Origin of the sequence: Mycobacterium sp. RTGN5, assembly GCF_033804465.1 — a bacterium.
In the GTDB taxonomy this organism is placed as follows: domain Bacteria; phylum Actinomycetota; class Actinomycetes; order Mycobacteriales; family Mycobacteriaceae; genus Mycobacterium.
In genome coordinates this window covers 472,876-486,835 of record NZ_JAPZLA010000001.1, presented here as the reverse complement: position 1 = coordinate 486,835, position 13,960 = coordinate 472,876, and the positions used below count along the sequence as shown (strand labels likewise).

Sequence of the window (13,960 nt, the reverse complement as noted above, 5' to 3'; positions counted from 1 at the left end):
AGTGTATTCAACAACTGTTGACAGACCTAGGACTTCGCTCTAACGTCGAATTCAACAACTGTTGAGGAGGTGTTCGTCATGACCGTCACTGCCATCCAGATCGGTCTCGATCCCGACGTGATCGACTACTCATCGCCAGACTTCGCGCAGTTCCGCGGGCTGTCGAAGACCGCGCTGCGGGCCGCCAACGACGAGAATGTGGCGGCGCTGCGCGCGGCCGGCTACCAGGTCGACAACTGCCTGATCGACTTCGGCGGAGCCGGCGCCGAGAAGGCCCGCCAGTGGCTGGATGCCAAGCGCTACGACGCCGTGCTCATCGGCGCCGGGGTGCGTCTGGTCGCGGACAACACGCTGTTGTTCGAGTCGATCGTCAACGCCGCCCATGTCGCCCAGCCGGACTGCCGGTTCGTGTTCAACCAGGCGGCCAAGGCCACGCCCGACGACATCCGACGCTGGTACCCCGACCCGGAAGGAGCGGTCCGATGACTGACTATGACGTTGATGTGCTGGTGGTGGGCGCGGGCCCGGCGGGATTGACCGTCGCCGGTGACCTGGCGCGGGTCGGGCGCTCGGTGACCGTGCTGGAACGCTGGGCCACGACCAATCCGTCGAGCCGCGCGTTCGCCGTGATGGCTCGCACGCTGGAGGTGCTCGACGCCCGCGGGCTGGCTGACGGCCTGTTGGCGCAGGGGCAACGCGCGGAGCGGGTGTCGATCTTCGGCGGTGCGCGCCTCGATCTCACGCATCTGGATTCGCCGTACCGGTTCGTGTTGATCACGCCGCAGACCAATGTCGACGCGGAGTTGGCCGGCTATGCCGACGCGCAGGGGGCCGACATCCGCCGCGGCATCGAGGTCGTGGGCCTGGCGCAGGACGCCGACGCGGTGATCGTCACCGCACGAGCGCACGGCGGCGACGGCCCGGTGAGCCACTGGCGCGCCAAGTACGTGATCGGAGCCGACGGCGCGCACAGCACGGTGCGCAGACTGGTCGGTGCGAATTTCCCTGGCAAGACGGTCCTGTCGTCGGTGGTACTGGCCGATGTGAAGCTTGCGCACGGGCCGGCTGGCGGCTTGAAGCTGGGCAGCACGGAGCAGGTGTTCGGGTTCCTGGCGCCCTACGGGCGCAGCGACGCCGACGGCACCTGGTATCGCGCGATGGTGTGGGATCGCGACCACCAGGTGCCCGATACCGAATCGGTGGATTCCGCCGAGGTGATCGACGTTCTGAATCGCGCCATGCAGGCCGACATGGGTGTGCGCGAGATCAGCTGGAAGTCCCGATTCCATTGCGATGAAAGACAAGTCGCGCAGTATCGGCACGACCGCGTGTTCCTCGTCGGCGATGCCGCGCACGTGCACACCCCGATTGGCGGGCAGGGCATGAACACCGGTATCCAGGATGCGGCCAACCTCGCCTGGAAACTGGACGCGGTGCTCGGTGGTGCCGACGACGGTCTGCTCGACAGCTATCAGGACGAACGTCATCCGATCGGCCGACGGGTGCTGCGCCAATCGGGACTGATGGCCCGCGGGGTGACGCTGCATTCCCGGGTGGCGCGGGCGATGCGGAACCTGCTGGCGCCCAGGCTGCTTCGTGTGCCGTTCGTGCGGGACGCGGTGGCCGGCAGTTTCGCGGGTACGGGGTTGCGCTACGGGCGGCGGGGGCCGGTGGGCACCCGGGCCACCCAGATCCCACTTGGTGAGGAGCGGCTGACGGAATTGCAGCGCACCCCGTGGTTCGTCTTGATCCGCGAGCGCGGTGCAGCACCCGTCGAGGTCTCCGGGGTGTTGCAGACCGAGCGCACCGACGACGGGCCTGCTGCGCTGGCTCGGCCCGACGGCTACATCGCGTGGACGGGTGATTCGACCGACACCGAGTGGCGGGATGTTCTCGCGGAGTGGCTGCCGACCGAGGAGTCGGTGCAGTTGCACAAAGTGCGCTTAGCGCAATCCCTTTTCGCCGACTGACGGCGCGTGAATTGTTGCGTTGCCGCCGTTGCGTTTTGCCTCGAACATCGCGTGGTCGGCGCGCTGGACAATCGACTCGAGCAATGCCACGGGATCGACTCCCGGGGCGAAGCTCACAACGGGAACGCTGGTGACGCCGACGCTGGCGGTGACCGCGTGATCGGTCGGCGCGGCGATCGCATCCCTCACGCGATCGGCGACCCCCTGTGCTTGTCCGGGACCGACGAGATCGACGGTGACGAATTCCTCTCCGCCGGTGCGGGCTACCAAGGCGCTGCTGCTAACCGCAGCAGTGATGCATCGCGCGGTGCGGATCAACACCTGGTCACCGATTGCGTGGCCGAACGTGTCGTTGATTTCCTTGAAGCGATCCAGGTCGACGACCACCACCGCCAGTTCGGTAGCCATCGGGGTGGCGTCGCGCAACAGATCGCCGACATTCAGGTGCAGGCCACGTCGATTCAGCAAGCCGGTCAGGGGATCGGTGACCGAATCATTGGCGTCGTTGCGAAGAGCCCAGATCCCGAACTGGATGCCAAGGGAAGTCGCCACCACCGGCGACACCGACGCGAGTGTCTTTGCCGTGAAAGCAATACCATCCAGGTGGGCGCCGCTGCTGAACTGCACGGCAAAGGCTGTCGTCGACAGCAGTATCCACAATGTGTGCCCGGCAAGGACTTTCGGTCCGTCGAAGAACAGCAGATACACCGAGATCATCGCGAAGGCATTGAACGCGAACAAGCCCAACAGCCAACTTGCGCCCACCACCGCAGCTGCGGCAATGCCGATGTCGGCGGAGATGACGAACGCGAGAGAGGTGCGCCGCGACGGCCACGGTCGGCTGCACCATACCCACCCCCAGAACAGCTGCAGCACGGCGAACATGGCGACGACGGCTCGCGCGGCGACGGTATGTGCCGAGGGAAGCAGGATCAGCAGCGAGATCACCCCGTTGATCCCGGTGCCCACGCCGATCCCCAATTTGATCGGCGCGGACATCACCCGCTTGGTGAAGTACTGCACCTGCGCGGGGTAGTCGACCGGCTCGCTCCACCAGTCACGGAGATGGCGGCTGAACACGGCGGAAGCTTCCAAATATGCCGGCAAGGCGTTGCCCCTATTAGCAGTCCCTGCAAGCGGCCCGTCGTTGAGCCGCCCGTCCAGCACCCCCGTCTAAACGGCGCAGAAAATTAGCTTCGAATGAGAAGAACCGCTCTACGGTAGCAATCTGTCCTCACGGTGTCGCGGCGACGCTAGTAGAGCGCTGGGGCGTCGAGGTGTACCGCGGCGAGTCTGTGACATGCCGCCACCAGATGGCTGCGGTCACCGGCGCGGCTCGTCACAACGACATGACAGGGCTCGACGCCTTCCATGGGGACGGCGGTGATGTCGGGTCGCAAGCGCTCGTGGAAACGAGTAGTGACGGCAACCGCTTGCGCCAGAAGTCATTCCAGGCCGAGTCGCAGTCTCTCAATTTCGTATGCGTTCGTCGGCGAGCCCGCAGCCAGGAAGGTTACTCCGGCGTTCGTCACCCGAGTGGAAACCAGCTCAAGACGTGGCGGCGTCGGTGCCAGAGCCGCAGCGGGCCTTCAGGTCGACCAGTGGTTGGCGGATGGCCTGAAGTTCGGCCTTCTCCTGCGGATTGGCGTCAAGGTAGTCCTGCGCCTGGGTCCGGATCTGGTCACGGGGCTGGCCTTGCAGGCCGGTGAAGAAGTCGTTCACCCACGGGTGACTGAACAGGTAAACCGACGTTCCCGCTGAGACACCCGCCGCTACCTGTGCAAGATCACCGGCAGTGCAATTGGGGGGATCGGCCAGCGCAGACGGAGCAGCGGCGAACATCGCACCGACGACTGCGCCGGTGCCGAGCGCACCGACAACAGCGCGGCGGGCCAGACGGGCATTGAGCAACATGACGGACTCCTTTGATCAATTAGGGACGAAGATCCATTGCCAGCAGGGTTTATTGCCGTGCGGCAGCACATACTGCGATCAGCGTGGGACGGGATCTACCGGCGACCGCGGCCGCCGCCGCCACCACCACCGCCACGGACATTCGGGACATTGACATTCGGAGGGTTGAAATTCGGGACTATGTCCGCGATGTCATCTCGGACGTTGAGGTCCGGGATGTCGACATCTGGGATGTCAAGATTCACGATGTCGTCTGGGACGTTGACGTTGGGGACGTTGACGTTGCCTGGGACGTTCGGCAAGTTGACGTTGGGAACATTAACGTTGGGGATGTTGATATTGCCAGGGACGTTCGGCAAGTTGACGTTGGGAACATCAACGTTGGGGATGTTGATATTGCCAGGGACGTTCGGCAAGTTGACGTTGGGAACATCAACGTTGGGGACGTTGATGTCCGGTCCGGGAATATTGGGGCCAGGAATATTGGGGCCCGGCGCTTCCGGGCGGGGCCCGAAGGACCCAACATCGGCGTATACCGGGCTGGCCGTCAAGGCGGCAGCAAGGATAATCCCCACTGCCGAGGCTGCTGCCATCCCCGTTGTGAGATAGATAGGTCGAATTTCCATTTCAGATGTCCTCCCCGACAAGTCAAGCTAGTTCATGAAAGTACACCTCGAAGCGAACGCGGGCCTGTATTCGGCCAAGTCGCGTTAACGACGCCGGATAAATGAATTCAAATCGCAGCCACTACTTGGCTGGCAGGGATCAGCAGCGACAAGAAGGGATGGCGTTGACTCACCGCGGGGTGGTACGCACATCCATAACTGCGCAACAAGATGCGTGAAGTCGTTGAACTGAGCCAGTTTTCACGAACTCGTCCAGCAGCTAACGCCAGCGTCACCGGACTTGTGCGCGAGACCTCTCGTTGGCGTTCTATTTCAGCAACGCTTTTGAGCATTCTCGATCCACGATCAAATGCCGCTGCGCCTTCGGTCGAGGAAAAGCGTGTACTTCGATACGCTGCGATATCTTCGGGCGATGACGTCCCCTTCTGGATATCCGACATTGTCGTTCTTGGCAAAGACGCCGCCCTCATCGATGGATGGCAAATTAATACCAAGTTGCCAGAATCCATCACTCGCGGCGTGGAGGGCACCCGTCCCAACAGCGGAGCAACGGGCCGCCCACCGGGGGCCGCCGACAGAAAGAGCCCCGGCCGAGGGCCGGGGCTCTGGTACCGCAAAGTGCGCCCGAAGGGATTCGAACCCCCAACCTTCTGATCCGTAGTCAGATGCTCTATCCGTTGAGCTACGGGCGCCGTACATCTTCAATTGTTCGTGGCTGACGAATCAGCCGCGGCGGAGGCGAGAGGATTTGAACCTCCGGTCCCCTTTAAGAGGGACAACTCATTAGCAGTGAGTCCCATTCGGCCGCTCTGGCACGCCTCCTGAACTACCTGAGCGTACCGGAGCCTGATTGATGCCCCGAACCGCCGATGGATGAGAGTACACAGGCGCCATAGGTCCTGGCAAAGCAGCACGCACTGCCCCCTAGACTTGACGGAATGACCGCCCGCCTGCGCCCCGAACTGGCCGATCTACCGGCCTATACCCCGGGTAAGACGGTGCTGGGCGCCATCAAGCTGGCCAGCAACGAGACCGTGGACGGGCCGCTGCCCAGCGTGCGCGCCGCCATCGCCGCGGCCGCCGAGACCATCAACCGCTACCCCGACAACGGCTACGTGGAGCTCAAGGAGCAGCTGGCCAAGCACGTCGATTTCGCCCCCGAGCACATCGCCGTCGGCTCCGGTTCGGTGAGCCTGTGCCAGCAGCTCATCCAGATCACCTCGTCGGTCGGCGACGAGGTCGTCTTCGGCTGGCGCAGCTTCGAGATCTATCCCCTACAGGTGCGGGTGGCCGGCGCCACCGCGGTTCAGGTGCCGCTGCGCGACTACACCTTCGACCTGGACGCCATGCTGGCTGCGATCACCGACCGCACCAGGCTGATTTTCGTCTGCAACCCGAACAACCCGACCTCCACCGTCGTCGACCCCGACGAGCTGGCCCGCTTCGTGGCCGCAGTGCCGTCGGACATCCTCATCGCCATCGACGAGGCCTACGTCGAGTACATCCGCGACGGAATGCTGCCCGACAGTCTCGGCCTGGCCCGAAGCCACCCCAATGTCGTTGTGCTGCGCACTTTTTCCAAGGCCTACGGCCTGGCGGGCCTGCGCATCGGCTACGCCGTCGGCGATCCCGACATCATTACCGCGCTGGGCAAGGTCTACGTGCCGTTCACCGCGACCACCATCTCGCAGGCCGCCGCGATCGCCTCGGTGCACGCCGCCGACGAGCTTCTGGCCCGCACCGACGCCGTGGTCGAGGAACGCCGCAGGGTCTGCGCCGCGCTGGCCGAGCTGGGCTACGCCTTCCCGCCGTCGCAGGCCAACTTCGTCTGGCTGCCCCTGTCCCCCGAGCAGACGCCCGACTTCGTCGAGCAGGCCGCCGACGCGCGCGTGCTGGTCCGCCCGTACGGCACCGACGGCGTGCGGGTCACCATCGGCGCCCCTGAGGAGAACGACGCGTTCCTGGCCTTCGCCCGGACCTGGATCACGACCCGCTGACAGGCACCCGGCCGGTGTACGCAACCAGTCGGTCCAGCTTGGAGGCGTGCGCGGCGACGTCGACGGGATCGTCGAAGCCCGCCCTGACCCGCCCCTCCGGGGTGATGATGCGCCGCGCCAACTCCGTCACGTACTCGGTCAGCACGTCCGGCGCATCGACCGTTCGGTCGACCGCTGACGCGTAATCCCAAGCGTGAACCAGGAATTCGAGCGACAGGATGCCGACCATGAACTGGGCGGGCGCCTCGTTGGTGCCGAACGGAACCCTGCCGTCCAGCCCCCGCCGATGCCAGGCATCCAGCGTCGCCCGAGCGGCCCCGATGATCTGCTCCTCGACGGAGTCGTCGCGGTTGCGCTCCGGCAATTCCGCGTCGGCCGCCCCGCCCAACAGGGTGATCGAGTTCAACAGGTGATCGGTCAGCCCGGCGACATCGAACTCGCGGCACGGAGTCTGCTTCGTCAGGTCGGCGGTCGCGATACCGTGCACCACCTGCTGTAGCACTTTCAGCGATGCTTCGGCACTGTCCAGTTCATCGGTCGGAGGAGCTTCCATGCCCCCACCGTACGACCGCTCACCGACACCCGACACCCTGTTTGCCGTATGCCAATGGCCTGCTTGGTATCTGGGTACGTAGTGCAGGTGCCACCTCGGACTGGAACAACTCAAGCGTGCGCCGTTTCTGAGCGGGGGTGACGCCGTCGTTGTCGGCACTGAGGTGGATCACCTCGTGGCCGAGCTGCTCGTGATAGCGACCGACCTTGTCGATCACCTGCTGCGGGCTGCCAATCAGCGCCGAACTGCGCTCCACGAAATCCTCGATCGACTCGAAGACCACCGGCAACCCCACCCGCCGCTGGAACGCCAGCCGCGTCTCGAAGGCCTGCCGGTATTCGGCCAGCGCCTGTTGGGACGTCGGGGCGATGTGAAACCCGGCAGTGCCCGCACCGACGAGGGCATCCTGCGGATCACGCCCGTAGAACTCCCATCGCTGCCGGTAGTGGCGCACCAGCTCGGCGTAGGGCTCGACCGGGTACGTCACGTTGGCCGAGAATATGGGGTCTCCGTAGCGTGCGGCGAGATCGACCGAGTCCGCGCTCGTCGCACTGCCGTGCCAGATCCGGATCCGGGGTTGCAGCGGCCGCGGCAGAGCTTTCGCATCGACCAGCGGGGGCCGAAACCGGCCGGACCACGTCACCGTGTCGCTGTCCCACAACAATCGAAACAGCTCGTACCCCTCGCGGTTTCGATCCCACTGGTCGTCGGTGGTGACGGCGAACAGCTCGGCCTGTGCGGTCCCGTTGCCCTTGCCGATCATCAGCTCCAGCCGGCCGTCGGACAGGTTGTCCAGCGTCGAGTAGTCCTCGAAGGCCCGCACCGGGTCCAGCAGGCTCAACGTCGTTACCGCGGTGAACAATCCGATCTTCGACGTCCGCGCCGCGATATTGCTCAGCACCACCGGCGGCGAGGACGAAATGAACGGGTCCTCATGTCGTTCGCCCACCGCGAAACCGTCGAATCCGAGCTCTTCGGCGAGCACCGCGGAATCGACGACCGCACGCAGCCGGTCAGCGGCGCTCGCCTTCTCCCCCGTAGCGGGATCCGGGTGATGGGTGATGAGGGTTAGGAGTAGGAACTTCACGGCCATGCCTTCGAATAGGGAAACGACTAGACCGCGAATGGCAACGACGCTCAAGGGTTTTCATCGGCGTGATTCGATCCCGCGCAGACACCACGGCTCCCATAGCGGCTACCTGTTAGGCTGCGGCCAAGCGGACCGGCGGTCCTTGCGTCAATTCATTGGAGAAGGTTCATGAGCATCGCCGATGACATCACTCAGCTGACCGGTAAGACCCCGTTGGTGCGGCTGCGTCGGGTCACCGATGGCGCGGTGGCCGATGTGGTCGCCAAACTGGAATCCTTCAACCCGGCGGGCAGCGTCAAGGATCGCCTCGGGGTTGCGCTGATCGACGCCGCCGAGAAGGCCGGCCTGATCAAGCCGGACACCATCATCCTCGAACCGACCAGTGGCAACACCGGCATCGCGCTGGCGATGGTGGCCGCCGCCCGCGGGTACAAATGTGTGCTGACGATGCCGGAGACGATGAGCATCGAACGCCGGATGTTGCTGCGCGCCTACGGCGCCGAACTCGTTCTCACGCCCGGCCCCGAGGGCATGCCAGGAGCGATCGCCAAGGCCGAGGAGCTGGCCAAGTCCGACCAGCGTTACTTCGTCCCGCAGCAGTTCGAGAACCCGGCCAACCCGGCCATCCACCGCGCCACCACCGCCGAGGAGGTCTGGGCGGACACCGACGGGAAAGTGGACATCTTCGTCGCCGGGGTCGGGACAGGCGGCACCATCACCGGCGTCGGCGATGTCCTCAAGGAACGCAAGCCGTCGGTGCAGATCGTCGCCGTCGAGCCGGCCGCGTCACCGGTCCTGTCCGGTGGGCAGAAGGGTCCGCACCCGATCCAGGGCATCGGCGCCGGGTTCGTCCCGCCCGTGCTGGAAACCGACATCGTCGACGAGATCGTCACCGTCGGCAACGACGACGCACTCGAGCTGGCCCGGCGCCTGGCTCGCGAAGAAGGCCTGCTGGTCGGCATCTCCTCGGGCGCGGCGGTTTGGGCCGCCCGCGAGATCGCCCGCCGGCCGGAGAACGCAGGCAAGCTCATCGTCGTCGTCCTGCCCGACTTCGGCGAGCGCTACCTGAGCACCGTGCTGTTTTCCGACCTGGCCGACTGACCCATGCCCTGGAAGATCCTCAGCGACGTCCGGTCCGTCAAAAAACGCGATCCCGCCGCGCGCTCGACGCTGGAGATCATCCTGGTTTACCCGGGACTGCACGCGGTGTGGACCCACCGCATCACCCATCGGCTGTGGCAGCGCGGCGCCAAACTTCCCGCGCGGGTACTCGCCGAGATCGGCCGCATCCTGACCGGGGTTGAGATCCACCCCGGCGCGGTGCTGGGCACCGGCGTGTTCATCGACCACGCCACCGGTGTGGTGATCGGCGAAACCGCGGTCGTCGGCAACGACGTCACGATCTATCACGGTGTCACCCTCGGGGGCACCAGCCTCGACAAGGGCAAGCGTCATCCCACCGTCGAAGACAACGTGATCATCGGTGCGGGCGCAAAAGTGCTGGGCGCCATCACGATTGGCGAGGGCAGTCAGATAGGCGCAAACTCCGTCGTGGTCAAGGCAGTGCCACCAGGTTCGGTGGTGGTCGGGGTCCCCGGACAGATCATCGGGCACCCGGGTGGAACACCTTCCGGCACTGATCAATCCAACTTTCCCGACCCGCTCGGCGTCAGCCTGCATACGTTGCTCAGCCGCGTCTCGAAGCTGGAGGCTAAGGCCGACGGCCCGGGAACCGAACGCGTGATCCGTCCCCCGGAGGCCGGGGTCTGGCACGGCGAGGACTTCTCGATCTAAAGCGCGCCCACCGCAACAGGTGTCACCGCCAGCTGCGCCACCAGAGCGTCCAGGCCACCCGCGCGACGCTGCCGCACCGCGCCGTTGCCGTCGACGAACCGGCGCTGCAACGACTGCCTGACACTGCCGAGTTCGCCGAGATCCTCCAACGCGGGCGCGGCCCACTCGACCAGCGACTCCAGTACCGACTGCGCCGTCGCGATCCGGCCGTGCACAAGGTCATACCCATGACCGGTCAGCCCGTCGTGCGCGGCCCTCCACTTGGCGGCCACCACCGTTTCGGTGCCGATATCCGGTGCCGTGCGGCCCCTTTGGAGTTCGCCGAGCGCGGTGATGGCCAACGCCCGGATCATCGTCGCCAGGGTGACGGCCTCCTCGACGGTGGCCGCCACATCGCCGACCCGCACTTCGACCGTCGGCAGGTGGCTGGACGGACGAACATCCCAATAGAGCATCCGCTCATCGAGGACCGCCCCGGTCTCCTGCAGCACCGCGAATAGTTCGTCGAAGTGCTCCACCGAGCGGAAGTACGGCGGCGGTCCCGACACCGGCCACCCCGTCTGCTGTACCGCACGCCAACTCGCATAGCCGGTGTCGAAACCGGCGTAGAACGCTGAGTTCGCAGTGAGCGCCAACAACGCGGGTAGCCACAGCCGGAGGTAATTGCCTACCTGCAAGGCGGTTTCACGGTCGGGCATCCCAACATGCACGTGACAGCCACAGATCGGCTGACCATAGGTCAGGCTGCCGAACGACTCGGTGATCCACTCGAAGCGGCTGCTGTCGGTGAGCGTGAAGGGCGGCGTGCCGACCGGAGGCACCCCAGCGGGCAGCAGTCTGGCGCCGACACCGGCCGCCGCCAAGGCGGCAAGGTTACGCAACTCCGTCAGTTCCGTCCGAAGCTCTGCCGACGAGGTGTGCACAGAGGTGTCGGTCTCCACCTGGCAACTGGCAAACTCGGCGGTCAGTCGCAGCCCTTCGGCACGGGCCGCGTCAATGACCGCCAGGTTGTGCCCGACCGGCGCCCCCGAGACCGCGTCGACGAGGAAGAACTCCTCCTCCGCGCCGAATGTCGCGCTGGCCGGCGACGGCGCTGTTCCACTCACCTAATTGGGGATACGCGAGAACGCGAGTTCCAGCAAGGTTTGGGACCAGCGGGATCGCTTGGGCTCGCGCATCGAATCCGGCTGATCCGAAGTGTCTGATCCAACCCCCTTCGGGATTAGCGTCTGCAGGCGCGAGCCCACTGAAAGGGCGTGAAAGGGCATCATGTCGAACCAAATCGAGGAATCTGGCAGCGCTCCCGCTGCTGTGGATACGGCCGGCGGCCGCCCACACCGCAAGCTTCGGGGGACGCTTGGTGTCTGGGGCATCGTCTTCTTGGTCGTGGCCGCCGCGTCGCCACTGGGCGTCATGGGTGGTCCGGTGCCGCTTGGCATCGCCAGCGGCAACGGGATCGGCTTTCCCGCCATCTTCGTGGTCAGCACGCTGATCATCCTGCTGTTCGCGGTCGGCTTCACCGCACTGACGCCCTACGTCCCGGACGCGGGTGCGTTCTACTCCTACATCGGTAAGGGCTTGGGCCGGGTGACCGGCTTCGGCTTCGCGTTCGTCGCGCTGATCTCCTACCTGACGTTGGAGGTCGCCGTCTACGGCCTGATCGGCCAGGGCGCCCAAGCGCTGTTCACCTCGTATGGCCTGCCCAGTATCCATTGGGGGATTTGGGCTTTCGTTGCGTTCGCGATCGTGACGGGGCTCGGGCACTTCAATATCGACCTGTCCCGCAACATTCTCGGCGTCCTGCTGATCGGTGAAGTGGCCATCGTGCTGGCGCTCGATGCCGCCGTCGTCTTCAGCGGCGGCCAGGACGGCCTGTCCACCGGGATCGTGACGCCGTCCGAAATCCTTTCCGGCGCACCGGGTATCGCGCTGCTGTTCGCGATCCTGAGCTTCATCGGCTTCGAGGCCACCGCGGTGTTCCGCGACGAGGCGCGCGACCCACTGCGCACCATCCCCAAGGCCACCTACCTGGCCGTCATCCTGATCGGGGTGTTCTACACGGTCTCGACGTGGGCGCTGATCTCCGCCGTCGGCGACGGCACGGCGGTCGAGAAGGCACAGGCCGACCCGTCCGCCCTGCTGCCCAACGCCACCGAGCAGTACCTCGGCACGGCCGGGCTGCACATCGTCCAGGTGCTGTTCGTCACCAGCCTGTTCGCCTGCATCCTGTCGTTCCACAACATCGTCGCCCGCTACGTGTTCACGCTGTCCAACCGCAAGGTGTTCCCCGGTCAGTTCGGCGAGGCACACGCCACCCACGGCTCCCCGCACATCGCGTCCGGGGTGGACGCGATCGTCGTTGCGGTGGCCATCGGAGTGGCGATCCTGTTCCAGCTCGACCCGGTGACGCAGTTCTACACCTGGCTGGCCGGCATCTCCACGGTCGGCGTCACCACCCTGCTGATCGCGACCACCGTCGCCGTGCTCGTCTTCTTCACCCGGCGCAAGCGGGCCGGTGAGCTGGAGGTGTCCACCTGGCGCGCGTTCATCGCCCCCGGTCTGGGGCTGGTCGGCCTGGTGATCTCCTTCGTGCTGATCCTGCAGAACCTGCCCGGCCTGGTCGGCAACTCGACGCCCATCGCCATCGGCGTGGTCGCCCTGCTGGTCGCGTTCTTCGCGCTCGGTGCCGGTATCGCGGCCCGGCGCCCGCACGTGACCCTCGAGTGACGCAGGCGGCGTCGCGCCGTAGCCTTCATGGTCATGAGCGAGCCGTATGAATCCCTCACTGTCGAGGTCAAGGACCACGTCGCCCACGTCACGCTGATCGGCCCGGGTAAGGGCAACGCGATGGGCCCGCAGTTCTGGGCCGAGATGCCGGTGGTCTTCGCCGACCTCGACGCCGATCCCGACGTCCGGTCGATCGTGCTGAGCGGCTCGGGCCGCAACTTCAGCTATGGGCTGGACCTGGTCGCCATGGGTGACACCGTCGGCGGCGCGATGTCGACCGAGGTGTCGGCCCGCCCGCGCAAGGAGTTCCACACCAAGCTCAAGCGGATGCAGCAGTCGATCACCGCGGTGGCGGATTGCCGGACCCCCACCATCGCCGCGATCCACGGCTGGTGCATCGGCGGCGGCGTCGACCTGATCAGCGCGGTCGACATCCGCTATGCCAGCGCCGACGCGAAGTTCTCGGTGCGCGAGGTCAAGTTGTCGATCGTCGCCGACGTCGGCAGCCTGGCCCGGTTGCCCTACATCCTGTCCGACGGGCATCTGCGCGAACTGGCATTGACCGGCAAGGACATCGACGCCGCGCGCGCCGAGAAGATCGGTCTGGTCAACGACGTCTACTCAGACGCCGAGGCCACGCTGGCCGCCGCGCACGCCACGGCAGCAGAGATCGCCGCCAACTCACCGTTGGTCACCCACGGCATCAAGGACGTCCTCGACGAGCAGCGCACCGCCGACGTGGCGGCCAGCCTGCGTTATGTGGCCGCGTGGAACGCAGCGTTCCTGCCGTCCAAGGACCTGTCCGAGGGCATCTCGGCGATGTTCGGCAAGCGGAAGCCGGAATTCACCGGCGAATAGCGGCTGCTAACTGCCGGCTTTGATGGCCGGCACTGCTTTCGACGTCGCCAGCGCCGACGGTTCGTCGGTGGCCTGGGTGACGATCGTCGCACCAGCGTTCATCGCGGGGACCGCCGGCGAGGAGAAGGCCGGGAACTTTGTTTCGTCGCCAGAGTCGGCGGTGACGTTTCCGGTTATCGAGACCGGGGCGGGATGCGTCAGCCCGAACAGGCCGAGTATGGCGATAGCGCTGCCACCCACCACGGTACCCAGCAACCTCTTATCCAGAGCTAAGCTTTTCCGAAGCTTCTTGGGGGAGGACATGTTGACCAGCACCTTTCAGAACATCTCGGGGCGACACCGGCTAGCCGGGCCCCTGGTCATGAGGAGTCCGGGCAAGCATTCGTACGCCTTTCTACCTTTGTATGCCCCACCTGGCCCAAAAAGCACGC

14 protein-coding genes and 2 tRNA genes are annotated in these 13,960 nt (G+C 65.5%); 7 read left to right on the top strand and 9 right to left on the bottom strand.

The window, feature by feature from the left end:
- Window positions 1-78 precede the first annotated feature (78 nt).
- Window positions 79-486, top strand: a complete 408-nt coding sequence (locus SLQ31_RS02255; protein WP_319429282.1) for a hypothetical protein — start codon at window positions 79-81, stop codon at window positions 484-486.
- Window positions 483-1,970, top strand: a complete 1,488-nt coding sequence (locus tag SLQ31_RS02250) for an FAD-dependent monooxygenase (protein ID WP_319429280.1) — start codon at window positions 483-485, stop codon at window positions 1,968-1,970. The genes SLQ31_RS02255 and SLQ31_RS02250 overlap by 4 nt, the downstream gene beginning before the upstream one ends.
- On the opposite strand, the gene SLQ31_RS02245 is transcribed toward SLQ31_RS02250, so the two are convergent.
- The 5 genes from SLQ31_RS02245 to SLQ31_RS02225 form a co-directional block, all read right to left on the bottom strand.
- Window positions 1,944-3,050 (bottom strand): GGDEF domain-containing protein, encoded by a 1,107-nt coding sequence (locus tag SLQ31_RS02245; protein ID WP_319429278.1) that lies wholly within the window; start codon window positions 3,048-3,050, stop codon window positions 1,944-1,946. The two genes, SLQ31_RS02250 and SLQ31_RS02245, sit on opposite strands and share 27 nt — an antisense overlap.
- A 468-nt stretch (window positions 3,051-3,518) precedes the next feature.
- Window positions 3,519-3,884, bottom strand: a complete 366-nt coding sequence (locus SLQ31_RS02240) for a heme-binding protein (RefSeq protein WP_319429276.1) — start codon at window positions 3,882-3,884, stop codon at window positions 3,519-3,521.
- A 95-nt stretch (window positions 3,885-3,979) separates the two neighbouring features.
- Window positions 3,980-4,510 (bottom strand): hypothetical protein, encoded by a 531-nt coding sequence (locus SLQ31_RS02235; protein WP_319429273.1) that lies wholly within the window; start codon window positions 4,508-4,510, stop codon window positions 3,980-3,982.
- Between the two features lie 619 nt (window positions 4,511-5,129).
- Window positions 5,130-5,202, bottom strand: a tRNA-Arg gene (locus tag SLQ31_RS02230).
- A 41-nt stretch (window positions 5,203-5,243) separates the two neighbouring features.
- Window positions 5,244-5,332: transfer RNA gene (locus SLQ31_RS02225), tRNA-Ser, on the bottom strand.
- Between the two features lie 116 nt (window positions 5,333-5,448).
- Here SLQ31_RS02225 and hisC point away from each other — a divergent pair.
- Entirely contained in the window at window positions 5,449-6,507 is a 1,059-nt protein-coding gene (gene hisC, locus SLQ31_RS02220) for a histidinol-phosphate transaminase (RefSeq protein WP_319429272.1), read from the top strand.
- Here the strand turns inward: hisC and SLQ31_RS02215 are convergent.
- Window positions 6,494-7,060 carry a TIGR03086 family metal-binding protein gene (locus SLQ31_RS02215; protein WP_319429270.1) on the bottom strand — a complete coding sequence of 189 codons (567 nt, stop codon included), beginning with the start codon at window positions 7,058-7,060 and terminating at the stop codon, window positions 6,494-6,496. The two genes, hisC and SLQ31_RS02215, sit on opposite strands and share 14 nt — an antisense overlap.
- A gap of 19 nt (window positions 7,061-7,079) precedes the next feature.
- Entirely contained in the window at window positions 7,080-8,147 is a 1,068-nt protein-coding gene (locus SLQ31_RS02210; RefSeq protein ID WP_319429268.1) for an LLM class flavin-dependent oxidoreductase, read from the bottom strand.
- Between the two features lie 171 nt (window positions 8,148-8,318).
- Here SLQ31_RS02210 and cysK point away from each other — a divergent pair, with 171 nt between their 5' ends.
- Together cysK and cysE are read left to right on the top strand one after the other, a co-directional pair.
- Window positions 8,319-9,251 carry a cysteine synthase A gene (gene cysK / locus SLQ31_RS02205; RefSeq protein ID WP_319429266.1) on the top strand — a complete coding sequence of 311 codons (933 nt, stop codon included), beginning with the start codon at window positions 8,319-8,321 and terminating at the stop codon, window positions 9,249-9,251.
- A gap of 3 nt (window positions 9,252-9,254) precedes the next feature.
- The gene (gene cysE / locus SLQ31_RS02200; RefSeq protein WP_319429264.1) at window positions 9,255-9,944 is read left to right on the top strand and encodes a serine O-acetyltransferase; all 690 of its coding nucleotides are present in this window, start codon (window positions 9,255-9,257) and stop codon (window positions 9,942-9,944) included.
- Here cysE and SLQ31_RS02195 read toward each other — a convergent pair.
- Window positions 9,941-11,050 carry a glutamate--cysteine ligase gene (locus SLQ31_RS02195; RefSeq protein WP_319429262.1) on the bottom strand — a complete coding sequence of 370 codons (1,110 nt, stop codon included), beginning with the start codon at window positions 11,048-11,050 and terminating at the stop codon, window positions 9,941-9,943. The two genes, cysE and SLQ31_RS02195, sit on opposite strands and share 4 nt — an antisense overlap.
- 163 nt (window positions 11,051-11,213) lie before the next feature.
- On the opposite strand from SLQ31_RS02195, the gene SLQ31_RS02190 reads away from it, so the two are divergent.
- Entirely contained in the window at window positions 11,214-12,671 is a 1,458-nt protein-coding gene (locus SLQ31_RS02190; protein WP_319429260.1) for an APC family permease, read from the top strand.
- Between the two features lie 33 nt (window positions 12,672-12,704).
- Window positions 12,705-13,529: a crotonase/enoyl-CoA hydratase family protein gene (locus SLQ31_RS02185; protein WP_319429259.1), complete on the top strand. Its 825-nt coding sequence runs from the start codon at window positions 12,705-12,707 to the stop codon at window positions 13,527-13,529.
- Between the two features lie 6 nt (window positions 13,530-13,535).
- Here the strand turns inward: SLQ31_RS02185 and SLQ31_RS02180 are convergent, their stop codons facing one another.
- Window positions 13,536-13,769, bottom strand: coding sequence for a hypothetical protein (locus SLQ31_RS02180; RefSeq protein ID WP_319429257.1), 234 nt, complete (start codon window positions 13,767-13,769; stop codon window positions 13,536-13,538).
- Window positions 13,770-13,960: the final 191 nt, after the last annotated feature.

Excerpts from the sequence above, each read along its gene's own strand:
- SLQ31_RS02190 (WP_319429260.1), top strand. The coding sequence starts at position 11,214 with ATGTCGAACCAAATCGAGGAATCTGGCAGCGCTCCCGCTGCTGTGGAT.
- cysK (WP_319429266.1), top strand. The coding sequence starts at position 8,319 with ATGAGCATCGCCGATGACATCACTCAGCTGACCGGTAAGACCCCGTTG.
- SLQ31_RS02255 (WP_319429282.1), top strand. The coding sequence starts at position 79 with ATGACCGTCACTGCCATCCAGATCGGTCTCGATCCCGACGTGATCGAC.
- SLQ31_RS02215 (WP_319429270.1), bottom strand. The coding sequence starts at position 7,060 with ATGGAAGCTCCTCCGACCGATGAACTGGACAGTGCCGAAGCATCGCTG.
- cysE (WP_319429264.1), top strand. The coding sequence starts at position 9,255 with ATGCCCTGGAAGATCCTCAGCGACGTCCGGTCCGTCAAAAAACGCGAT.
- hisC (WP_319429272.1), top strand. The coding sequence starts at position 5,449 with ATGACCGCCCGCCTGCGCCCCGAACTGGCCGATCTACCGGCCTATACC.
- SLQ31_RS02235 (WP_319429273.1), bottom strand. The coding sequence starts at position 4,510 with ATGGAAATTCGACCTATCTATCTCACAACGGGGATGGCAGCAGCCTCG.
- SLQ31_RS02250 (WP_319429280.1), top strand. The coding sequence starts at position 483 with ATGACTGACTATGACGTTGATGTGCTGGTGGTGGGCGCGGGCCCGGCG.
- SLQ31_RS02240 (WP_319429276.1), bottom strand. The coding sequence starts at position 3,884 with ATGTTGCTCAATGCCCGTCTGGCCCGCCGCGCTGTTGTCGGTGCGCTC.
- SLQ31_RS02185 (WP_319429259.1), top strand. The coding sequence starts at position 12,705 with ATGAGCGAGCCGTATGAATCCCTCACTGTCGAGGTCAAGGACCACGTC.